This is a genomic window from Sphingobium sp. SCG-1 (assembly GCF_002953135.1).
Lineage (GTDB): Bacteria > Pseudomonadota > Alphaproteobacteria > Sphingomonadales > Sphingomonadaceae > Sphingobium.
In genome coordinates, this window is record NZ_CP026372.1 from 2,809,320 (window position 1) to 2,831,475 (window position 22,156).

At 62.7% G+C, this 22,156-nt stretch carries 22 protein-coding genes; 13 read left to right on the forward strand and 9 right to left on the reverse strand.

The genetic code is table 11. From position 1 onward, the window contains the following. Position 1 precedes the first annotated feature (1 nt). The gene (gene pncB / locus C1T17_RS12780) at positions 2-1,306 is read left to right on the forward strand and encodes a nicotinate phosphoribosyltransferase (RefSeq protein WP_104953768.1); all 1,305 of its coding nucleotides are present in this window, start codon (positions 2-4) and stop codon (positions 1,304-1,306) included. Positions 1,307-1,469: 163 nt separating this feature from the next. Here pncB and C1T17_RS12785 read toward each other — a convergent pair whose 3' ends face one another. Together C1T17_RS12785 and C1T17_RS12790 are read right to left on the reverse strand one after the other, a co-directional pair. Next, complete coding sequence (locus C1T17_RS12785) at positions 1,470-2,240, reverse strand: hypothetical protein (protein WP_223262591.1); 771 nt, start codon at positions 2,238-2,240, stop codon at positions 1,470-1,472. Positions 2,241-2,337: 97 nt separating this feature from the next. Then, positions 2,338-2,808: a copper chaperone PCu(A)C gene (locus C1T17_RS12790; RefSeq protein ID WP_104953769.1), complete on the reverse strand. Its 471-nt coding sequence runs from the start codon at positions 2,806-2,808 to the stop codon at positions 2,338-2,340. 185 nt (positions 2,809-2,993) lie between these two features. On the opposite strand from C1T17_RS12790, the gene dnaK reads away from it, so the two are divergent. After that, positions 2,994-4,898: a molecular chaperone DnaK gene (gene dnaK / locus C1T17_RS12795; RefSeq protein ID WP_104953770.1), complete on the forward strand. Its 1,905-nt coding sequence runs from the start codon at positions 2,994-2,996 to the stop codon at positions 4,896-4,898. Positions 4,899-4,963: 65 nt separating this feature from the next. Beyond that, a complete protein-coding gene (gene dnaJ, locus C1T17_RS12800; RefSeq protein ID WP_104953771.1) occupies positions 4,964-6,088 on the forward strand; it encodes a molecular chaperone DnaJ in 1,125 nt (374 codons plus the stop codon). Between the two features lie 151 nt (positions 6,089-6,239). Here the strand turns inward: dnaJ and C1T17_RS12805 are convergent, their stop codons facing one another. Genes C1T17_RS12805 through C1T17_RS12815 form a run of 3 tightly spaced genes read right to left on the reverse strand, consistent with a single transcriptional unit; the run spans position 6,240 to position 9,813 of the window. After that, entirely contained in the window at positions 6,240-6,713 is a 474-nt protein-coding gene (locus C1T17_RS12805) for a hypothetical protein (protein WP_223262592.1), read from the reverse strand. Next, complete coding sequence (locus C1T17_RS12810) at positions 6,710-9,058, reverse strand: patatin-like protein (RefSeq protein WP_104953772.1); 2,349 nt, start codon at positions 9,056-9,058, stop codon at positions 6,710-6,712. The genes C1T17_RS12805 and C1T17_RS12810 overlap by 4 nt, the downstream gene beginning before the upstream one ends. 50 nt (positions 9,059-9,108) lie before the next feature. Beyond that, positions 9,109-9,813 (reverse strand): endonuclease/exonuclease/phosphatase family protein, encoded by a 705-nt coding sequence (locus C1T17_RS12815; RefSeq protein ID WP_189338344.1) that lies wholly within the window; start codon positions 9,811-9,813, stop codon positions 9,109-9,111. Positions 9,814-9,923: 110 nt separating this feature from the next. Here C1T17_RS12815 and radA point away from each other — a divergent pair, with 110 nt between their 5' ends. Both radA and C1T17_RS12825 read left to right on the forward strand, forming a co-directional pair. Then, positions 9,924-11,291, forward strand: a complete 1,368-nt coding sequence (radA, locus tag C1T17_RS12820; RefSeq protein WP_104953774.1) for a DNA repair protein RadA — start codon at positions 9,924-9,926, stop codon at positions 11,289-11,291. 49 nt (positions 11,292-11,340) lie between these two features. Next, on the forward strand, positions 11,341-12,489 hold the full coding sequence (locus C1T17_RS12825) for a cupin domain-containing protein (protein WP_104953775.1): 1,149 nt from the start codon (positions 11,341-11,343) through the stop codon (positions 12,487-12,489). Positions 12,490-12,494: 5 nt separating this feature from the next. Here C1T17_RS12825 and C1T17_RS12830 read toward each other — a convergent pair whose 3' ends face one another. Continuing rightward, entirely contained in the window at positions 12,495-13,046 is a 552-nt protein-coding gene (locus C1T17_RS12830; protein ID WP_104953776.1) for a pseudouridine synthase, read from the reverse strand. Positions 13,047-13,203: 157 nt separating this feature from the next. Here C1T17_RS12830 and C1T17_RS12835 point away from each other — a divergent pair, with 157 nt between their 5' ends. From C1T17_RS12835 to C1T17_RS12850, 4 genes are read left to right on the forward strand one after another with little or no spacing between them, the layout of a single operon-like run. Then, positions 13,204-13,716, forward strand: coding sequence for a CvpA family protein (locus tag C1T17_RS12835; RefSeq protein WP_104953777.1), 513 nt, complete (start codon positions 13,204-13,206; stop codon positions 13,714-13,716). A 46-nt stretch (positions 13,717-13,762) separates the two neighbouring features. Next, positions 13,763-14,200, forward strand: coding sequence for an iron-sulfur cluster assembly scaffold protein (locus tag C1T17_RS12840; protein WP_104953778.1), 438 nt, complete (start codon positions 13,763-13,765; stop codon positions 14,198-14,200). Beyond that, positions 14,200-16,002, forward strand: a complete 1,803-nt coding sequence (locus C1T17_RS12845; RefSeq protein ID WP_104953779.1) for a cation:proton antiporter — start codon at positions 14,200-14,202, stop codon at positions 16,000-16,002. The genes C1T17_RS12840 and C1T17_RS12845 overlap by 1 nt, the downstream gene beginning before the upstream one ends. Continuing rightward, positions 15,999-16,325: a DUF423 domain-containing protein gene (locus tag C1T17_RS12850; RefSeq protein WP_104953780.1), complete on the forward strand. Its 327-nt coding sequence runs from the start codon at positions 15,999-16,001 to the stop codon at positions 16,323-16,325. Before C1T17_RS12845 ends, C1T17_RS12850 begins: the two co-directional genes overlap by 4 nt. Here C1T17_RS12850 and C1T17_RS12855 read toward each other — a convergent pair. Genes C1T17_RS12855 through C1T17_RS12865 form a run of 3 tightly spaced genes read right to left on the reverse strand, consistent with a single transcriptional unit; the run spans position 16,293 to position 18,120 of the window. Beyond that, a complete protein-coding gene (locus C1T17_RS12855; RefSeq protein WP_104953781.1) occupies positions 16,293-16,457 on the reverse strand; it encodes a DUF2256 domain-containing protein in 165 nt (54 codons plus the stop codon). The genes C1T17_RS12850 and C1T17_RS12855 overlap by 33 nt on opposite strands. Further along, on the reverse strand, positions 16,457-17,560 hold the full coding sequence (aroB, locus tag C1T17_RS12860; RefSeq protein WP_104953782.1) for a 3-dehydroquinate synthase: 1,104 nt from the start codon (positions 17,558-17,560) through the stop codon (positions 16,457-16,459). Before aroB ends, C1T17_RS12855 begins: the two co-directional genes overlap by 1 nt. Then, positions 17,557-18,120 carry a shikimate kinase gene (locus tag C1T17_RS12865; RefSeq protein ID WP_104953783.1) on the reverse strand — a complete coding sequence of 188 codons (564 nt, stop codon included), beginning with the start codon at positions 18,118-18,120 and terminating at the stop codon, positions 17,557-17,559. The genes aroB and C1T17_RS12865 overlap by 4 nt, the downstream gene beginning before the upstream one ends. A gap of 120 nt (positions 18,121-18,240) precedes the next feature. Between C1T17_RS12865 and C1T17_RS12870 the strand changes: the two genes are divergently transcribed. The 4 genes from C1T17_RS12870 to C1T17_RS12885 are packed head-to-tail and all read left to right on the forward strand — an operon-like array spanning position 18,241 to position 22,116. Next, positions 18,241-18,426 (forward strand): hypothetical protein, encoded by a 186-nt coding sequence (locus C1T17_RS12870; protein WP_104953784.1) that lies wholly within the window; start codon positions 18,241-18,243, stop codon positions 18,424-18,426. A 9-nt stretch (positions 18,427-18,435) separates the two neighbouring features. Next, complete coding sequence (locus tag C1T17_RS12875) at positions 18,436-20,262, forward strand: hypothetical protein (RefSeq protein WP_223262593.1); 1,827 nt, start codon at positions 18,436-18,438, stop codon at positions 20,260-20,262. 2 nt (positions 20,263-20,264) lie between these two features. Continuing rightward, positions 20,265-21,161: a tyrosine-type recombinase/integrase gene (locus tag C1T17_RS12880; RefSeq protein WP_104953785.1), complete on the forward strand. Its 897-nt coding sequence runs from the start codon at positions 20,265-20,267 to the stop codon at positions 21,159-21,161. Between the two features lie 10 nt (positions 21,162-21,171). Continuing rightward, the gene (locus C1T17_RS12885; RefSeq protein WP_104953786.1) at positions 21,172-22,116 is read left to right on the forward strand and encodes an acetyl-CoA carboxylase carboxyltransferase subunit alpha; all 945 of its coding nucleotides are present in this window, start codon (positions 21,172-21,174) and stop codon (positions 22,114-22,116) included. Positions 22,117-22,156: the final 40 nt, after the last annotated feature.

Here is a 22,156-nt window from a genome sequence, read left to right on the forward strand (position 1 = left end):
GATGGCCGTTACCGACATCGCCACGCGGACCTACGATCACAATTTCCGGCTCGACCCGATCGTCCGCAGCCTGCTCGATACCGATTTCTACAAGCTGCTGATGTTGCAGATGATCCGGCATCTGCACAGTGACGTCAGCGCAACCTTCTCCGTCATCAACCGCAGCAAGAGCGTGCGCCTCGCCGATATCATCGATGAGGGCGAACTGCGCGCGCAACTGGATCACGCCCGGAAGGTGCGGTTCGCGAAGAAGGAACTGATCTGGCTCGCAGGCAACAGCTTCTATGGCAAGACGCAGATGTTTTCGCCTGACTTCATTCGTTGGCTAGCCGACTTCCAGCTTCCTGAATACGACTTGCGCAAGAATGACGGTCAATATGAACTGCGTTTCGAAGGGCCGTGGACGCACACGACGATGTGGGAGATTCCCGCTCTTGCGATCATCAACGAACTAAAATCCCGCGCCGCGATGCGCGACAAGGGCCGGTTTGCGCTTGATGTCCTTTATGCACGCGCCAAGGCTCGATTATGGGAGAAGGTCGAGCGGCTGCGCGACTTGCCCAATCTTGCGCTCTCCGATTTTGGTACGCGGCGCAGGCACAGTTTCCTGTGGCAGCGCTGGTGCATCGAGGCGCTGAAGGAGGGCCTTGGCAGCCGCTTCATCGGCACCTCCAATGTCCTACTGGCGATGGATGCCGATCTGGAGGCAATCGGCACCAATGCGCACGAATTGCCAATGGTCGCCGCCGCCTTGTCTGATAGCGACGCCGAACTAGCCCAGGCGCCCTATCGCGTGCTGGAGGAATGGCAGCAGCACTATAATGGCAACCTGCTGATCGCACTGCCCGACGCCTACGGCACTACCGCATTCCTGAACGATGCGCCGGACTGGCTCGCCGACTGGACGGGCTTTCGTCCAGACAGTGCGCCACCCATTGAGGCGGGCGAGCAGATCATCCGCTGGTGGCGGGATCATGGCCGCGATCCGAAAAAGAAGCTCCTGATCTTCTCCGACGGCATGGACATTGATTCGATCGAGCATACTTATCGCTACTTCGATGGACGCGTACGAATGAGTTTTGGCTGGGGCACCAATCTCACCAATGATTTTCGCGCTTGCGACCCGGATGGCGACACAGGATTGGAGCCTATCTCCCTAGTCTGCAAGGTGACGCACGCAAACGGCCGTCCTGCGGTCAAGCTATCCGATAATCCCGCAAAAGCATCAGGGGATACGAAGGAAATCGAGCGCTATCTCCGCGTCTTCGGGTCGGCAGGCCGGACGGAAACAATCCTGCGCGTCTAAGAAACGACAGCCACGAAACCTCAAAAACATGACCCCGCCAGCATCGGGGGGAAGCTGACGGGGCCGTTTTTGCGCCGATGCCTGCGAGCGGGGGGGATGACAGTCGCATCAGCATTATGAGAACCAAGCGACCAACTTTTGGTTCCGAGAAAAACATCATATTTCAACGCGGCGTTGCGGCACCTTCGATATAGTCGATGCGGATGCGGACCCACGATCCGATCAGCGGCTTGCCCCCGATGCGCGGCGGCTTCACCAGGAATTGCCAGGCCGCCTGCCGCACCGCCCGCGCAAATCCGGACCCCATCGGTGACTCGCCAAGCTGCTGGCAATTCTCCACATGATAGTCATCGACGGTCTTGCACGCGACCAGCCCCCATCCGGTGCGCGGCGCGTTCGACGGCATATAGGTCGAGAGTTCGGCGTGAGTCGGACGGCGATACCAATCCGCATCGTAAAGCTGCTCACCCCCCGGCCCTTCGCCCGGTCCCGACACTGCGCCCCGATCCTTGCCCGTACCAATGTTCCCTGCGCCGCTCCCGCTATTCTCGCTCGTCCGCGTAGGCAACTTGCCGATGTCGGCGGCGGCAAGCTGGTCCTTGGTCAGCGTGATGAACGGGAAGTCTGGCGTCGGCGGCGTTTCGCTGGGCTTCACCTTGGGCGGCGTTACGGCTCGGGCGGCGGCGCCTTGGGGCGCCTTCCGCGCCTTTTCCGCTGTCTTCTCGCGCTGCTTCGTCGGAGCGGGCGGCCCCGGCGTCAGATCGAAAGTCACAGGCAGGCTGTCCTGTACCTTCTTTATGAACGGCGCAGGCGCGAGTTGCAGCAGCAGAAACAGGATGAGAAGATGGACGAGGATCGTCAGCAGCAACGGCACCGCATGCCGCAGCCGAGCGTTGTCCTGAGTATAACCGTAGCGGGAGAGCGAAGGGGGCATTGGCAGGCTGCCTAGACGCAGGCGAAAGGGACCGCAATCGGAGAGACGCGTTCGATATATCGTCGCGCTCCCCCTGAAGCGCGACGATCAGGACAGGCTAATGCTGCTTCATATCCATCGGCGCAGCGGCTCCGGCCTTCTGCACGATGGCGTCCACGATGATCCGGTCGCCATTGGAGAACAGGAACGTCAGCGGCACCTTGCCCTGTTGTACGGCCTCCGCATTGACGCCAAACAGCATCAGATGCTTGCCGCCCGGTGCGAACGCGACTTCGCCCTTCGCTGGAACAGGAACGGCGGAGATCGGCTGCATCGTCATCTTGCCATCCTTGGCGACGCTCTCGTGCATCTCCACGCGCAGCGCGCGGTCCGTCATCACGTCGCGCAATTCCACCGGCGTTTCGCCGCCATGCACGACGAAGTAACCAGCGGACGGCGTATCCTTGTTCGGGCTGATGCGTATCCACGCCTGATCGACATATAAGGGCGCGGGATCGGCGCAGGCGGCCAGCAGCATCGGCGCGCTTAGTACGGCCAGCACACTCACTAGCTTCGAAAATGGCGACATTAGCTGCTCGTTCCTTCCTGTCCCGTTTCCGGTCGCTACCGTAATCGCGCACTCTCTAATGCGCGTAGCTTCTTGTGCCAAGCGAAAGCCCCCCTATATCGCTTTTCGAGACGGTGCTTGTGCTGGCATGATGTGCAGGGCAAGGCCGCTAACCGCTGAACGTCTTGGGGTTAAAGAGGACATACATGGCTAAAGTTATCGGAATCGATCTGGGCACCACCAACAGCTGCGTAGCTGTGATGGAGGGCGGCAAGCCCAAGGTGATCGAAAATGCTGAAGGCGCGCGCACGACGCCGTCGATCGTCGCGTTCACGAAGGATGGCGAGCGGCTGATCGGCCAGCCTGCAAAGCGTCAGGCCGTTACCAATCCTGAAAACACCATCTTCGCCGTCAAGCGCCTGATAGGCCGTCGTTTCGACGATCCGCTGACCAAGAAGGATATGGAACTGGTTTCCTATGCCATCGCAAAGGGCAGCAATGGCGACGCGTGGGTGAAGGCCGGTGGCGAAGAATATTCGCCGTCGCAAATTTCCGCCTTCACGTTGCAGAAGATGAAGGAAACCGCCGAGAGCTATCTTGGCGAAACCGTGACGCAGGCGGTGATTACCGTTCCTGCATACTTCAACGATGCACAGCGTCAGGCGACCAAGGATGCAGGCCGCATCGCCGGTCTCGAAGTATTGCGCATCATAAACGAGCCGACTGCGGCGGCGCTGGCCTATGGCCTCGACAAGCAGGATGGCAAGACCATTGCGGTCTATGACCTTGGCGGCGGTACGTTCGACATCTCCGTGCTGGAAATCGGCGACGGCGTATTCGAGGTGAAGTCCACTAACGGCGACACCTTCCTTGGCGGCGAAGACTTCGACTCCAAGGTTGTGGAATTCCTGGCCGACGAGTTCAAGAAGCAGGAAGGTATCGACCTGCGCGGCGACAAGCTCGCCCTGCAGCGTTTGAAGGAAGCGGCCGAGAAGGCGAAGATCGAGCTGTCGTCGACCGCGACGACCGAAGTCAACCTGCCCTTCATCACCGCTGACCAGAACGGTCCGAAGCATCTTGTGAAGACGATCACGCGCGCCGATCTCGAAAAGCTGGTTGCGGATCTCATCAAGCGCACGTTGGAGCCTTGCAAGAAGGCACTTGCTGATGCTGGCGTTTCGGCCAGCGACATCAGCGAAGTCGTCCTTGTCGGTGGTATGACCCGCATGCCGCGGGTTCGCGAAGTCGTGAAGGACTTCTTCGGCAAGGAACCACACACCGGTGTGAACCCTGACGAAGTCGTGGCCATGGGCGCGGCCATTCAGGCTGGCGTGTTGCAGGGTGACGTCAAGGACGTGCTGCTGCTCGACGTGACGCCACTGTCGCTGGGCATCGAAACGCTGGGTGGCGTGTTCACCCGCATGATCGATCGCAACACGACGATCCCTGCCAAGAAGAGCCAGGTCTACTCGACGGCAGACGACAATCAGCAGGCAGTGACTATCCGCGTCTTCCAGGGCGAGCGTGAAATGGCGGCGGACAACAAGCTGCTGGGCCAGTTCGACCTCGTCGGCATCCCGCCCGCACCGCGGGGCGTGCCGCAGATCGAAGTCATCTTCGACATCGACGCTAATGGCCTCGTCAATGTGTCCGCCAAGGACAAGGGCACCGGCAAGGAGCAACAGATCAAGATCCAGGCTTCGGGTGGTCTGTCCGATGCCGACATCGATCAGATGGTCCGCGACGCCGAGCAGTTTGCCGAGGAAGACAAGAAGCGGCGCGAGGGTGCAGAGGCGAAGAACAACGCCGAAAGCCTGATCCACACGACCGAGCGTCAGCTAGAAGAGCATGGCGACAAGGTCGACGCGAGCCTGAAGTCGGAAATCGAAACGGCCGTTGCCGCCGCCAAGTCTGCGGTCGAAAGCAATGACATCGAAGCGATGAAGACCAAGGCGCAGGATCTGGCGACCATCGCCATGAAGCTGGGTCAGGCGATCTACGAGAAGGAGCAGGCGGCTGGGGCGTCGCCGGGTGCAGAGGCTGCATCGCAGGCGGACGACGGCGTCGTCGATGCCGAATTCTCCGAAGTAGACGAAGACAACAAGGCGTAAGCCGTGCACTTTACCCGACACTCCGGTATCGATCGGGGTGACGGGGAAGCGCATCCGGGGGCATTATGAGCACCGAAGTCGATTATTACGAGCTGCTGGAAGTCGAGCGTACTGCCGACGCTGCGACGCTCAAAAGCGCATATCGCAAGCTAGCGATGAAATATCACCCCGACAAAAACGCCGGCTGCACCGATAGCGAAGCCAAGTTCAAGGCAGTCAGCGAAGCCTATGGGGTGCTGAACGACCCACAGAAGCGCGCTGCTTACGATCGCTTTGGTCATGCCGCGTTCCAGAATGGCGGCCCGGGCGGTGGTTTCGGCGGGGGCGGCGGGGGCGGTTTCTCCGACCTTGGCGACATCTTCGAAACGATCTTCGGCCAGTCCGGATTCGGTGGCGGCGGGCGGCAAGCCAATCGGCGCGGCGCGGACCTGCGCTATGACCTCGAAATCGGCCTTGAAGACGCCTATCATGGCAAGGAAACCGAGATCGCGGTCGAAGTGTCCGCGCCTTGCGATACGTGCGATGGATCAGGCGCAAAACCCGGCACCGGGGCAAAAACCTGCGGAACCTGCAATGGGCACGGACAGGTCCGCGCGCAACAGGGATTCTTCGTTGTCGAACGTACCTGCCCGTCCTGCCACGGTGCAGGCAAGGTCATCGAAAGCCCGTGCGGCACCTGCCGGGGTGAAGGCCGTGTCGACAAGAAGAAGACGCTCTCCGTCAACATTCCGGCGGGAGTCGACGAAGGTACGCGTATCCGCCTGACCGGTGAGGGTGAGGCCGGACCACGCGGCGCGCCTCCGGGCGACCTGTACATCTTCCTGCACGTCAAACGCCACGCGATATTCGAGCGTGAAGGCACGACGCTGTTCTGCCGGGCGCCGGTCAGCTTCACGACGGCGGCCCTAGGCGGCACGATCGAAGTTCCTGGCCTCGACCGCGAGCGGCATGAAATCCGTATTCCGGCGGGCATCCAGTCTGGCAAGCAATTGCGTCAGCGCGGCGCGGGCATGCCGGTCCTGAACGGCAGGGGCCATGGCGATATTGTCGTTCAGATCGACGTCGAAACTCCCACGCGCCTCACGGCCAAGCAGAAGGACTTGCTCGAAGCCTTCCGCGAAACGGAAACTGGCGAGGAATGCCCGCAATCGACGGGATTTTTCAGCAAGCTGAAGGATATGCTGGGTTAATTGGGCGGCTGATTAGCGCATTGCGCTAGTCGCTTCCTGGCTACCCTTCCTATCCATTTGTTGGGAGATGCTGGGGAAACTTGGCGGCGTGCAGACCGGCGCGTTTAGTGAGGGCGCCCGCGCCTGACGTAATTCAAAGCTCGCACCCGCCTCACTCAACCCGATCCTCATAGGCCTGCAACGCCAGCGTCACGTCCGCATCCTTTTTATACCGCTTACGTAATGTCGCCAGCTTCGCGTCCGTTCCCGTACACAGGCTCCTGACATTCTCCGCGAGAAACGCCCGCCGCTCCGCGTCATAGGGTTCCTCGCCACGAAAGTGATCGCACCCGTCGCGCATCACCATGAAGTCAGTGACTTCATCGGGAAAAGGCATCGCCCCCTCCGCCTCGTTCGTCACGGCCTCATTCGCCGGCAGGTCGGGCACAGACGTCAGCGAAACCGCAGGCTCATCCACAACGGGCGCAGCAACATTCGCCACCGTCGCGTTTGGAACCGGCGCAGCGGCATTCACGGCCTCCGCCGTCGCAGGCGCTTCGGCACGGCGCTGTTCCGCAGGCGCGCGCGAGCATCCCGCTGTCAGCATCGCCAGCACCAAGCCCATGAGAGCCGCCCGCACCTTCACCCAATTTCCTTCCGCAGGCTCACGATCAAATCCGCAATGAGCGTCAGCCGTGGTGCTTCCTCGTCCAGTATCGCGTGGAATGCCGCTTTCCTGTAGCGGGCAACATCTTCTTCCGAAAGCGCGACCCCGACCGGCAGTGTAGAAAGTACGATGTCGATCAACCGCTCCGCCCCGTGCAGCCGTCCCCACAGATAATCATTCTCGCGATAGGCGCGGCTGAAGAACGCGCCGAAGTTGTTGAACTCCATGCCCCGCAGGGTCGCGGCGGCATCGGCGGGGCGGATCGCCGAGCAATCCTCGGGCGAAATCCGGTCGACCTTTACCGGATCATATTCGTCTAGCCCCTCACCCTGTAAAAGCGGCAAAGTCGCGATATCGTAAAATGGAAAACCGAGATAAGCGAGCAGCATCAGCCGCCGCTCCGCCTTGGGCAAGCTGGACAGTGCCTCCGACAGCATCGCCTCCGCAGCTTCATCGCACGCCCGCAAATCGCGCGCTTTGGATAATGCGGCCAGCACTTCGGCGGAGGAACCCAGAACATCGCCAGCCCGCTCGGCCATCACGCCCCGATAGAATTCCGCCGCTTCCCGCTCCTGATACAGCGCCAGCCCGCCATATATTGCGTCATGCATTGCCGTCAGCGCTTCGGGTGTGGCCTCGCTCTCCACCTCCAGCGTCCCTGCCAGCCGCCGGGCCAGAAATCGCAGCCGCCGCACGCGAAAGCTCAGGTCATGATCGCGGAAAAACGCGATCGCGCTGTCGCTGGCGCTTGCCCGTCCATCGCCGCCCAGTTGGTCGATACCCGCATCGTGCACATGGCCCCAGATCGCCATCCGCACCGCCTCGCGCAGCATCGGCGTCTCGTCCGGCCCCAGCGCCACCAACAGTTCCGTTATATCATCGACAATGCCCGACAGCTTCAGATGCCCATAAGCCGGGTAGGCAAACCCCGCACCGCTCGCTGCCCGCACCTGCGCCTTCGCCCGCCAGTTGGCGAGCCGCGCGGGCGTCGGCCGGTCGAGGAACAGGGTGCCGCCAAAGCTGCTCTCCACATCCTGCTCGATCTGCGGCCGCATCGCCTCCATGATCTGCCGCATCCGCCTGATCCGGCGCGATCGGTTCTCGATTGCTTCCAGATTGTCGCGGATAGGCTGCTCGCGCGGTATGTCGCTCATCGCGCCCAACACCGTCCGGAAGAATCCCGGCAGCGGCGGATGCTCCCCTTCGGACAGATGCTGCGGCTCGCCCCCGCGTGTCAGGCGGATGCTGCGGCTGTGCGGCTTGGGATCGATATAGACGAAGCGTCGGTCCACCTCCCGCCGAGAGGGCCGGTTACGCAGCGCCCCGATCGCCTGCGCGAACGGCGCGTTGGCCAGCACCGATCCGTCGATCAGCACTGCGTCCTCCGCTTTCCCCAGTGCGAACTGACGGGGCAAGGCGCGCTTCAGGAATGCGTCGCGTCCCGGCCATGCGCGATCGCGCTCCGCCAGCACATCGTCCAGTTCGCGCACCGTGAACGGCGGAAAAGCACCTGGAAAACTCGCCGTCGCCCGTGCCGCAAATGCCAGCTCCGCCGCATCGGCAAAATCCCGTTTCCCCCGTCCCCGTGCCGAAAAACCGATGGAAAGCCGATGTTCCGTCTCGATCACATGCGGCGGGCTATGCAGTGCGAGGCTCTGCGCATAGCCATCGAAATCTGTCACCGTCACGAACAGGTCCAGCGGATGTTCGGGCGGCAACAGTGGCGTTCCCGCAGGCGCACGCGCCATCGCTTCGAACGCGTCGAGCAGCATGTTGCTGAAGCCCGCACCCCCGAATGGTGGCTCGAACCAGCGCGAGCGGATGAAGCGGGACAGCTTCAGACGCACTTCCTCGCGGGTTTCCGGCGCCACGGTGCGCTCCACAGTATCACCCGGCCGACGCGCCGCCATCCATACCAGAGGCGAAGCCCAGAATTTCGAAAACCGCGCCGCGGGCCGCGCGTCGGGATCGAGCAGCCGGTCGATATCGGCATACTCCATCCACAGTTCGGTCAGCGGGTCGAGCGACTGTCCCGTCTCCACCGCCTGCGCCAGGAAGATGCCGTTGATCCCGCCTGCACTCGCCCCCGCGATGATGTCGGGCAGGATGCGCAGCCGTGTACCCGTCTCCGCTTCGATGGCCGCAATCAGCGAACGATAGACCGCCCGCGAGCTACCCAATGGATGGGCCTCTTCAACGCCGTCATGATAATCCCGACTTGCCCTCGCGAGGTGCCAGATTTCCTTAGTGATGCCATGCATGTAGATGGCGAGGCTGATCCCGCCATAGCAGACCAGCGCCAGCCGAAGTTCCTTCTCCCTCATCGCGCGAGCATTGCAAATGGCGGAGGCAATGTCACTTACGCCGTTTCTTTTCAGGCAAGCGCAAATTCCGCCCATATCGGCAAATGATCCGAAGCCTTTCGCGATGCCGCGCTCTCATGCACCCCGCAATCGCGCAGGGTCAGCCGCTCACAATACATGATCCGGTCAAGACTTGCGACCGGCCGCCGGGCATGAAAACTTCGCCCGCACGGCGCAAAGCTGTAATGCCGTCCGAAATCGGCAAGGCACCCCCGGTTCGCGCTCCATTCGTTAAGGTCACCCATCAACACCGTTGGCATCTTCGACCGTGCCCCCGCAGCATGGATCACCGCCGCCGCCTGCCGCCGCCGCCACAATCCCGACAGGTCGAGGTGCATGCCGAACAAACGCACCTGACTGGCCTTAGTCGCAACTTCCGCCATGATCGCCCCGCGCGGTTCCAGGCAGGGCAGATGCAGGACATCGTGGCACGGTACACTCACATCCTTGCGCACCAATATGGCATTGCCGTGCCAGCCCATGCTGTCCACATGCACGTCCAGCGGAACTGCCTTATAGGGGCTATGGCTTTCCAACAGGCGCGGGGGGATGGCGGCGAGGCGCGGCCCAAACCGCCGGTCCGCCTCCTGCAATGCAATCACATCGGCGTCGAGTTCCGCCAGCACTTCCAGGATACGCTCCGGGCTGCGGCGGCGGTCCGTCCCGATGGCTTTACGGATGTTGTAGCTGGCAACGCGAAATGAAGTTTGACCCATTGACCGCCAATGCCCCAGACGCCCCATTGTTTCCAGCATAGGTTATAAAGAAGCACTGGCGTTCCGCATATGTTCTGCTAAACGGAAGGAATAGTTGCACAGGAACCGGGATGGCCAAGGCAAAGCGCAAATTCGTCTGTCAGCAATGCGGCTCCATCTCGCCCCGTTGGCAGGGCCAATGCGATGATTGCGGCGAATGGAATAGCCTGTATGAGGAAGCCGGCGACACCGTTTTCGCGGCAAGGCATGACCTCCAGACCGGCGGCCGTGCTTTGCAGATGGTCGCGCTCGACAGTGCCATCGCGCTCCCCCCGCGCGCCAGTACCGGCATCACGGAATTCGACCGCGCATTGGGCGGTGGCCTTGTCACTGGATCGGCCACGCTAATCGGCGGCGATCCGGGCATCGGCAAGTCCACCCTGCTGTTGCAAGCCGCCGCTCGCATGGCGATGCGCGGCCTCGAGGTCGCGTACATCAGCGGCGAGGAAGCGGCTGATCAAGTCCGCCTGCGCGCCCAGCGCCTCGGCCTCGGCAGTGCGCCGGTGCAGCTCGCCAGCGCCACATCGGTGCGCGATATCCTGACGACGCTCGGCGACGGTCCGCCGCCCGCCCTGCTCGTCATCGACTCGATTCAAACCATGCACAGCGACCTTATCGAAGGTGCGCCCGGCACCGTCAGTCAGGTCCGCGCCTCCGCACAGGAACTCATCCGCTTCGCCAAGCAACGCGGCACCGCCGTCGTCCTTGTCGGTCACGTCACGAAGGACGGCAGCATCGCTGGCCCTCGCGTGCTCGAACATATGGTCGACACGGTGCTGAGCTTCGAGGGCGAGCGCAGCCATCAGTACCGCATCTTGCGCGCCATCAAGAATCGCTTTGGCGGCACGGACGAAATCGGTGTGTTCTCGATGGCCGAGGAGGGATTGGCGGAAGTCACCAACCCCTCCGCGCTGTTCCTCACGCATCGCGACGAATCCGTCACTGGCGCCACGGTCTTCCCGGCGCTGGAAGGCACGCGCCCCGTGTTGATCGAGATTCAAGCGCTCACCGTCCGCCTCGCCAGCGGCGCAACCCCGCGCCGCGCCGTGGTCGGCTGGGACAGCGGCCGCCTGGCGATGATCCTTGCCGTACTGGAGGCGCGCTGCGGCCTCAGTTTCTCGACCTGTGAAGTCTATCTCAACATCGCGGGCGGTTATCGCATATCCGATCCTGCCGCCGATCTCGCGGTCGCAGGCGCCCTCATCTCCGCCCTCGCCGAAAAGCCAGTACCTTCGGACGCCGTCCTGTTCGGCGAAGTCGCACTCTCCGGCGAAATTCGCCCCGTTTCTCACGCCCCAATGCGCCTGCGAGAAGCTGCGAAGCTGGGCTTCGAACGCGCGCTTGTGCCCGCGTCCGTGGCGGATGGCGCGAAGGGCATATCTGTCAGCGGCTACCGCACCCTCGCCCAATTCGTGGATCATATGCTCGGCCGGGGGTAGGAACCTTGCGGCAATGCGCGTAGCAGGCCGAAAACCAAGGGCCAACACCATGCCGTTCGCGCAATTCGACACCGACGCTTTCCTCCGCGATCACTGGCAGAAAAAGCCGCTGCTGATCCGGAACCCTTGGGGATCGTGGAGCAATCCGCTCGAACCCGATGAACTTGCCGGTCTCGCCTGCGAGGACGATGTCGAATCCCGGCTGATCCTGCAAAAGCGCACCGGCTGGAAACTCGAACATGGCCCCTTCGCTGAGTCCCGCTTCGCCAAATTGGGCAAGAAACCTTGGACGCTGTTGGTGCAGGCGGTCGATCATTACGCGCCAAACGTAGCCGCCCTCATCGACCCGTTCCGCTTCATACCGAACTGGCGCATCGATGACGTCATGGTGAGCTACGCCAGCGATGGCGGTGGCGTCGGCCCGCATTTCGATCAGTATGACGTGTTTCTGGTGCAGGGTTTGGGAAAACGCCGCTGGCAGATTGGCCCGCAATGCGACGCGACCACGCCACTACTGCCACATGACGATCTGCGGCTGCTCGCCAATTTCGAAGCGACCGACGAATGGATACTGGAACCCGGCGACATCCTCTACGTGCCCCCCGGCTTCGCGCATAATGGCGTCGCGGTCGGCAATGATTGCATGACCTACTCCATCGGATTCCGCGCCCCTTCGCGCAGCGAACTGATTGCGCAAGATTGCGACCATGTGCTTGAGAGCCTGGCCGAGGACGACCGATACGGCGATCCCGGCCTGCCCCTGCAGGACCATCCCGGCGAAATCTCCGAACCCGCCCTCGCACGCCTTCACGCGATGATTACCGCCACGCTGGCAGACCGCCACGCCTTCGCGCAATGGTTCGGTGAATACACCACCACGCCGAAATACCCCGAAAACAACGTCGACCAAAACCCTATGACCACGAGTGCACTACGCGCCCTACTCGCTGGAAATATCGAGATAATCCGTAACCCGGCCAGCCGCTTTTCGTTCATCCGGCGGGATGACGGCACCCTGACCCTCTTCGCCGACGGCCACTCCTTCATTTGCGACAAAGACACCGCTACGCTGGCCGAAACACTCTGCGCCCATGGCCCCATCCGCATCGATGCCTCGCTGACGCAGTCCGACGCAGCGATGACCTTGCTCGCCAGCCTGTTCACCCAAGGCAGCCTCGCCATTGAGGAGCCGGAATAGCCGCCTTACCCGACGGAAACCTCCCGCCATTCACCGGGCTTCAACGCATCGATCGTCCAGTCCCCGATCTGCCACCGCACCAGCCGCAACGTCGGCAGCTCCACTGCCGCTGTCATCCGTCGCACCTGCCGGTTGCGCCCCTCTCGGATCGTGAGGCGCAGCCAGCAATCGGGCACACTCTTGCGAAAGCGCACTGGCGGATCGCGCGGCCAAAGCTCCGGCGCGTCGATGCGCTCGACTTCCGCCGGCATGGTCATCCCGTCTTTCAAGCTCACGCCGCGCCGCAGCCGCTCCAGCGCCGCGTCCTGCGCATCGCCTTCCACCTGCACAAGATAGGTCTTCGGCATCTTGAACTTGGGCGACGCAATCCGCGTCTGCAACTTGCCATCGTCCGTCAGCAGCAACAGCCCCTCGCTATCGAGATCGAGCCGCCCCGCCGGATACACTTCAGGCACGTCGAGAATATCCGACAATGTGGGACGCGCCGTCTCCGTGCCGCGATCGGTGAATTGCGACAGCACGCCATAAGGCTTGTTCAATAGTATCAACCGCGCCATCGCCGCTTCCTAGTCTATCTGTCTTCACACTCGCTGCGACTCCCTCCGCCAAAAGCCACCGGAAGGGAAGCGACTTCGGCGCCCTTTGAACATAGGGATAAGAAAGTTGGACGCGCTCCTCTTCCCACGAGGGCGGCAACCTTCTAAGCCGTCGACAATGACCGCGCTCGATATCTTCGTATTCTTTCTGATCGGCGGCGGTGCAGTGTTCGGGCTGATTCGCGGCTTCGTCATGGAGACGCTTTCACTCATCGCCTGGGTGCTGGCGGTGTTCGCGATCCGCATGTTCCACGCGCCAGTTTCCGCGATCCTTACCGAATATGTCGGCACGCCCAGCGGCGCGGCGGCACTCGCGTTCGTGCTGGTATTCGGCGTCACCTTCACCATCGGTAAGCTGATCGCCCGCACCCTTGGCGAACGCACGCGCAAGTCGGTGCTCGGCCCGGTGGACCGCGTGCTCGGCGGGGGTTTCGGTGCGATCAAGGGGCTGATCGGCGCGACGCTGCTCTTCCTCGCCTTCACGCTGGTGTACGACACGATCTATGGTGGCGGCGCGCTTCGGCCGGACTGGCTGCGATCCTCCCGCACTTTCCCGCTTCTGGATGCCAGCGGTCGCGCGATCAGCGAGTTCCTGGAGGAACGCCGCGCCGCCGGAACCAAGGCAGAATGATGCCACGCACCTTCTATCGCGCAACCCGCGCCCCTACATTGGCGCCATGAGTGCCCCCCTTTATAACAACGACATCCTGCGGCTCGCCGTCAGCATTCCACACCACCAGCGCCTCGCTGACCCGGACGCCAGCGCCGAACGCCGCTCCGCCACCTGCGGTAGCCGTGTGACGGTGGATGTCAGGCTCGATCCGGAAGGCCGCGTCACCGATCTCGGCCTGGAAGTCCGCGCCTGCGCCTTGGGTCAGGCATCGGCATCACTGATGGCCGCGCACGCCATCGGGCAGGATGTGGAGACCCTCGCACAGGCCCGCGATAACCTTGCCGCTTATCTCACGGGTGCCAACGACAGCCTCGATTTCTGGCCGGGACTGCAAGTACTCGCTCCGGCCCGCGACTATCCGGCCCGACACGCCTCGATCCGCCTAAGCTTCGAAGCCATAGCCCAGGCTGCCGCCGACGCCGCAGCGGTATCGCACGCCTGATGGCCCCCGAAACCGTCAGCGCGACCGACATTCTCCTTACCGAAGGCGTGATCCTGCTGGGTGCGGGCGTCGCCTTCGTGATGCTGTTCCGCCGCTTCGGCCTGGGCGCAGTGCTGGGTTATCTCGTCGCCGGCGCGGTGGTCGGCCCGCAGGGGCTAAGGCTGGTGGGCGGTGGAGAATCGAAACTTGCCATCGCCGAGATCGGCATCGTCCTGCTGCTGTTCCTGGTCGGCCTCGAACTTAATCCGACGCGCCTCTGGCGCATGAAACGAGACATTTTCGGCCTTGGCCTGTTGCAGGTCATCGCCTGCGGCCTCGCGCTGACTTGCGTCATCCATGTTCTCGCGGGCTTTAGCTGGGGCGCGTCACTGGCGCTCGGCCTGCCTCTTGGCCTTTCATCTACGGCGCAGGTGCTGCCAAGCCTCAAGAGCAGCGGCCGCATAAACTCGCCTTTCGGGGAAAAAGCCTTCTCGATCCTGCTGTTTCAGGACCTCTCGATCGTTCCCCTCATCACTATCATTGCCGCCCTCTCCCGCAACCCCGCCGACGCAGGGGGGCCGCCGGGGTGGCAGATGGCGCTCGCAACCATAGCGGCTATCGCCGGACTGGTTCTGGCGGGGCGCTTCCTCCTGCGTCCACTGTTGCGCCTCGTCGGCAATTTGGGCGAGCGCGAATTGTTCGTCGCAGTCGGCCTTTTGACTGTCCTCGCCAGTGCCGCGTTGATGCACAGCCTGCACCTCTCGACGGCGCTCGGCGCGTTCGTGGCAGGTGTGATGCTCGCCGACTCGCCATACCGGCATGAAATCGAGGCCGATGTAGAGCCGTTCCGTACGATCCTGCTCGGCCTCTTCTTCCTTGCGGTCGGGATGGTGCTCGATCTTCACGCGGTCATCGCCAATCCGCTGTTCGTCATCGGCATCGCGGCGGCGCTGGTCGTCGTCAAGGCGACGATCATCACCGGTCTCGCCCGCGCGTTCGGCATCGACTGGCGGCAGGGGCTGGGCCTTGGCCTGTTGCTCAGCCAAGGCGGCGAATTCGGCTTCGTCCTGTTCGCGCAGGCGCAGAACTCGCTGCTGATCGCGCCCGAAGCAGCCAGCCTGTTCAGCGCCATCGTCACGCTGTCAATGGCGACCACTCCGTTCCTGATGCTGTTCGCCCGGCGCTTCGAAAACGCGAAGCTGAAAAGCGCCGACGGCCTTGCCGGCCCAGAAGACGCGCCGCAGGGTACGGCCATCGTCATCGGCTATGGACGTTTCGGTCAGACCGTAGCGCAAATCCTGATGGCGCGCGGTTGCGCCGTCACAATGATCGACAAAAAACCCTCGCAGATCGAAGTCAGCAGCCAGTTCGACATGAAAGTATATTATGGCGATGGCACCCGTATCGACTTGCTGCACCGTGCTGGAGCCGGACAGGCGCGCCTCCTCGCCTTTTGCATCGACGACCCCAATCTCGACGGAAAGGCGCTGGAGCCGATTCTCGAAGCTTTTCCCCAGGCAGCCGTGTTCGTCCGCGCCTTCGACCGACGGCAAGTGCTTCGCCTAAATGACCTCGATCTCGCAGGCGTTACGCGGGAAGTCTACGAATCGGCGATATGCATGGGCCTCAACGCCCTGGAATGCCTGGGTGTAAGTGAGGAGGAGCGCATGGAAATCGAGCGGCAGTATCGCGAGATCGACCAGCAGCGCATGGATCGGCAGGCGGCCGCTGGCAACCTGCTCGCTGGGCGAGGCATAATGTATAGCGCCGGGCATCGCGCGCACTTGATGCCCGGCCATGTCGCGGAAGATCCCGTCACATGATCGGACTGCTGGCGGCATTATCGGCGGCTTTGGCCATTGCGGCGGGGGCTTTCGGCGCACATGGCGCGTCGTCTCCACAGGCGGCGGAATGGCTGCGGACTGGCGGCATGTACCAACTCGTGCATGCCGTCGCGGCGCTGACCATCATGAGTTACGCACGCGGTCCTGCCGGGCTGTTGCTGGCAGGCGGCGCGATTTTTGGCGGCACCCTCTACATCATGGCGATTGGCGGTCCCAAGTGGCTCGGTGCGGTCACCCCAATCGGCGGAACGCTGCTGATCGCTGGTTGGCTATGGCTTGCTTGGACGCACTTCAGGGCCTGACCTCCGGCATTTATCGGAGCAATAGACGACGTTACCCCAGTCCCGCGCCCACTTCTTTCGCCAAGCGAAAGGACGATCGCATACAGGACATATCTTCGACGGCAAGTTCGCTTTGACAATGCCGTTCGGCATCAGCCGCGATCATCGTCCAGAAAGGCGGCCACATCGGTCAGATCGACATCCTTTGCCAGATACGTCTGGCCGATCCCACGCGCCAGAAGGAAGGGCAGCTTGCCCCCCGCCATCTTCTTGTCGTGCAACATGTGCCCGACAAGTTCCTCGCCCCCTGCCCGCACATGCGCCGTAGCAAGGTCATACGGAAGGCCAACCGCCTGCAAATGCGCCGCCACCCGATCGGCGTCGGCCCTATCGCACAAACCCTGCCGCGCAGAAAAACGGAATGCCAGCGCCATCCCTGCTGCAACGCCCTCGCCATGCAGCAGCGTGTCGGAAAATCCCGTGTCCGCTTCCAGCGCATGTCCGAAGGTATGGCCCAGGTTCAACAACGCCCGCCGCCCGGTCGTTTCCCGCTCGTCATCCGCAACGATTGCGGCCTTGGCGCGCACGCTCTTTTCGATTGCATAAGCCCGCGCAGCCCGGTCGCCAGCCAGCAGCGCCGCGCCGTTCGCTTCGCACCATGCGAAAAACACGGGATCATCGATCAGCCCGTATTTCACTACTTCGGCATATCCCGCCGCCACTTCACGCGCTGGCAAGCTGTCCAGCGTCGATGGATCGATCAGCACAAATGAAGGCTGATGAAACGCACCGATCAGGTTCTTGCCCGCCTTGCTGTTGATCGCGGTCTTGCCGCCGACCGAGCTGTCCACCTGCGCCAGCAGCGTCGTGGGCACCTGCACGAAGTTGCACCCCCGCTTCAGGATCGAGGCTGCGAACCCCACCAGATCGCCGATCACGCCGCCACCCAGTGCGACGATGTGATCCGTCCGCTCGACTTCCACCGACAGTAGCCGGTCAAGTAACTCCTCAAGGAATCGCCAGCTTTTCGTACCTTCACCGGAAGGCAGCACGATCGGCTCGACGGCGATTCCGGCGGCTACCAGACCGTCTTCAAGCCGAGTCAATTGCGCCGCCGCCACGTTGTCGTCCGTCACGACCACCAGCCGCCCGTTCCGTGCAAATCGCGCCAGATGAGTCCCGGCATCATCGAGCGCGCCTTCAGCGATCAGGATGTCATAGCTGCGTGATCCAAGCGCTACGGGGACGGTCGTCATATGTTCAATGCCTTCAAGATATTATCCACTGCAGCCTCGTGCGGCGCGGCGGCGCTGCGCACGTGAATCGGTGCGAGCGCGTACACGGGATTGCGGACGGCCGCGAGTTCGATAAGGACTTCGCGCGCATCGCGGCCCTTCAGCAGCGGCCTGCCTTCCCGCCGCGATACACGGTCGACGAGCACGTCGATCTCCGCGTCCAGCCACACGGCCGTGGCCGACGAGAGGATCAACGCGCGCGTATCCTCCTGCATGAAAGCACCGCCGCCTGTCGCAATGATCTTGGGCGCGCCGTCGATCAGGCGCGCGATCACACGGCGTTCGCCATCGCGAAAGTGCGCCTCGCCATAGCGCTCGAACATTTCGGTGATGGACATGCCTGCCGCTTCCTCGATGGCTTCGTCCGCATCGACGAACGGCAGCCCCAGGCGCGCCGCCAGCCTTCGTCCCACCGTCGATTTGCCGACACCCATCATGCCGACTAGGACGATGGGTTCCTGCCGTCGCCCTTTTGCTTGGCTCTGCTGGGCCGCATGAGTGGATTTGCTGTTTCGCTGCATTACGAGCGGGGCTATACAGCCACCCGTCCGGAAGGGCAAAAGCCCATTTCGAGGCGAAACGAACCCCGCCTTGCGCCATTTCTCTGGTCAAAGGGCATCCAGTCGCCCTAAGAAAGTGTCATGAAGATCAAACGCCAGAACAGCAGTTTCGAAAGCCGCACCCGGCGACGGAGCAGCCTGCCCATCGTGCCCATCATCCTCCTGATCGTCATCATCGGGCTGTTCTGGCTGATGTGGTCACGCGGCGGCGAGCAACCACAGGTGCGTGTGGAAAAAGCGATCCCCGCCGAGAAACTGGGTAAATAGGGCACGCCATTGTACCGTAAGGGTTTCCTGCTGATCGGCCTGCTCGCGGGCGGCGCGGCCTTGGCGCTGGCCGTACCCGTGCTTGATGCCGGATTTGCGCAGGAGACGCCCGAATCACTGCTGCCCCCCGGCTTTGGCGACACGCCACCTGCCGAACAGCCGCGCCCGGCCAGCCCTGGCGCACCACCGCCCTCGCCCTCTGCCCCGCCAGCCATGGTGCAGCCGCTCCCCACCGATCTGGCGATAGCGGACAACGCTTCCAACGCGACCGAGGATGTTGCTCTTTCCGAAGAGGAACTGGCGGCGCAGGCTGCAAAATACGACTTGCCTGATAATGCCCGGCGTTCCCTTGATCGCGTCGGGCCTTTGACCCCGGAGACACGGGGCTTTGCGCCTGACGCTTTTGGACGGGAGTCAGGACAGTTCCTCGCCACGTTGATGAAGCAGAGCCACGCACCCTTCGCGTCGCGCTGGGCTTCGATACTCCTGCGCCGCGCGCTGCTGTCCGCGACCAATACGCCGGCCGACATCAACGGCGCGGATTTCGTGGCTGAACGCGCCTGGCTGCTGCTGCGCATGGGCGAGGCGGACTCAGCGCGGCTGCTGGTGCAAAGCGTGGATCCGGACCGGTTTACGTCCCGCCTTTATGCCGTTGCGATGCAGACTTACCTCGCTACCGCTGATCCCGCAGGTTTGTGCCCATTATCAACAGGCGCGTTGCGCACGAGCGATGAGCCGGGCTGGCAGATGTCGAAAGCCATTTGCGCTTCTCTTGCGGGCGATCAGGGCACCGCGAGTGGCGTCCTCAATCAGGCGCAGCGCCAGGGCACCGCTAGCGGCGTCGATTATCGGCTGGCGGAAAAGGTCGTCGGAGCGGGCTTCAACGCGCGCCGTTCGGTAAAAATCGAATGGACGGGCGTCGACAGTCTCACCGCCTGGCGCTTCGGTTTGGCCACCGCCACTAACGTTCCGATCCCCGAAGAGTTATGGGGCACGGCAGGTCCGCACGTCCGCGCGTGGGAAGCCCGCGCACCTACGTTGTCGCCCGTTCGCCGCTGGGATGGTGCCAACGTTGCAGCGCGCCTTGGCGTGTTTTCGAACGCGGCGTTGGTGGATTTCTACGGCGATGTTGCGACCGATCCCGATGTGCCAGACGCGATACGTGACCGCACGGATGCATTGCGCACCGCTTATTCTGGCGCAAACGTTGGTAATCGCATCGACGCGATGCGGACGCTTTGGCGAACGGACGACAAGAACCTTCGCTATGTAGGCTTGATCGCCGTGGCCCGCGCTGCTGCAACCCTTCCTGTCACGTCCGCAACAAGCGAGGACACCGTCCATCTGATCGCCGCAATGCTAAGTGCCGGTTACGACCGCAGCGCCGCGCGTTGGGCAAGCGCGCTGGCGCAATCGGATGACGCAGCGGCGGAAGATGGCTGGGCGATGCTGGCACTCGGCGCGCCGACGCCGGTCGTTGAAATCACCCCCGACCGGGTTTCGAATTACATCGAAGCCGCAGGCTCGGCGAAGGGTCGGATGCTTCTCGCCGGACTTGCCGGCCTCAACAGGCTTTCCCAAGCAGATGCTAATACGCTTGGATCCAACACGGGCCTGGCCTTCACGCCGCGCAGCCGTTGGGCGCGCGCGATAGGAGCCGCGGCGCAGCGGGGCGAGTCCGCCACGGTCGCATTGTTGGCGGGTATTGGCATGCAAGTCCCCGACTGGAGCCGGGTGCCCCCCGCCCACCTCTATCACATCGTCGCTGCGCTCCATCGGGTCGGGCTGGACCCCGAAGCGAGGATGATCGCGGCTGAGGCGATCGCGCGGCTTTAAAGGTGTCGAGCGACGCCCCGCTAATTGATCGATTCCTCGAAATAATGGCCGCAGAGCGTGGCGCGTCCCGCAATACGCTGCTCGCTTACCGCACCGATCTCCTAGGTGCTTCGGAAGCGATAGGCGGACTAGAGCACGCCGATAGCACGAGGCTTGAAACGCTGGCCAGCCTATGGTCGCCGCTTTCCGGCTCCACCGTTGCACGCAAGGCCTCTGCGCTCCGGGGCTTCTACGCTTTCTTGCAGGAAGAGGGCTTTCGAGACGATAATCCATCGGCCGCCCTTCCCCGTCCTGCATTGCAACGCCCGCTTCCGAAAATATTGAGCACGGCAGACGTAGACCTGATTTTCGGTGTGATCGCCGAACGCCTCGCCGTCGCGCATCCATCGCCGCAGGATTGGCGCCTGTCCGCCATGATAGAGTTGCTTTACGGGTCGGGCCTGCGCGCGACCGAGCTGGTGTCGCTCCCCCGCCGCTCGCTGGCCAGCGACCGCCCCTTCCTGATCCTCCGCGGCAAGGGCGGGAGGGAACGCATGGTGCCGATCTCGGACCGCGCACGCGCAGCCGTCGCAGCATGGTCAGCACTCGTGCCGGAGGATAGCCCCTGGCTATTTCCTTCGGGCAAGAGCCATTTGAGCCGTATTCGTCTCTACCAGATGGTGAAGGATCTGGCGGCCGCCGCAGGAATACGGCCCGACCGAGTCAGCCCGCACGTCCTGCGTCACGCCTTCGCCACTCACCTGCTGGAGGGCGGTGCGGATTTGCGCGCGTTGCAGACGATGCTCGGCCATGCGGACATCGGCACCACGCAGATCTACACGCATGTCGAGAGTGCGCGGCTGGTGGCGTTGGTCAACAGCCGTCATCCGCTCGTTGACCTGAAGCCGCGCTCGTCCTAACGCCTGCGCCATGGTCAGTTTCCTCGATTTCGAAAAGCCTATCGCCGCGCTGGAAGCGCGCATTTCCGAACTGCGTGAGACGGCGCGAGAGGGCGATCTCTCCATCGACAGTGAGATCGACAAGTTGCAACAGCGTGCGGGCAAGATGCTTTCCGACACGTATGGGAAGCTGACGCCGTGGCAGAAGACGCAAGTAGCGCGCCATCCCGATCGGCCGCATTTCCGGCACTATGTCGCAGGCATCTTCGACGAATTTATCCCCCTCGCAGGCGACCGGGCATTTGGCGACGATCAGGCTATCCTGGGCGGATTTGCGCAGCTCGATGGCCGCCGCGTCATGGTAATCGGCCATGAGAAAGGCGAGGACACCGCCAGTCGTCTCAAGCATAATTTCGGTATGGGAAAGCCCGAAGGTTACCGCAAAGCTATCAGACTTATGCAATTGGCGGACCGCTTCGGCCTTCCGGTAATCACGCTGGTCGATACCTCTGGCGCATTCCCCGGCGTGCAGGCAGAGGAACGCGGTCAGGCCGAAGCTATCGCGCGTTCGACCGAGCAATGCCTGGCGCTTGGTGTGCCTATGATCGCGGCGGTCGTCGGCGAGGGCGGCTCTGGCGGCGCAGTGGCTTTGGCGGCCGCCAATCGCGTGCTGATGTTCGAACATGCCGTCTACGCCGTGATCTCGCCCGAAGGTTGCGCCTCGATCCTGTGGCGCACGGCCGAGAAGGCCAGCGACGCAGCGACCGCTATGCAAGTGACGGCGCAGCATTTGAAGTCATTGGGCGTGATAGACGCCATTGTGCCGGAACCTGTCGGCGGAGCGCATCGCGCTCCTGCTGAGGCCATAGCGGCTTTACGCGGCGCGTTGATCCAGCATCTCGATCAGCTATCGGGCCTTGCTCCCGGAGCCTTGCGCAATGATCGCGCGGACAAGTTCCTCGCGATGGGAACTTGACCCTTCACCGGCAATTCTCTTTTCCTGTTCCCGCCTTAAG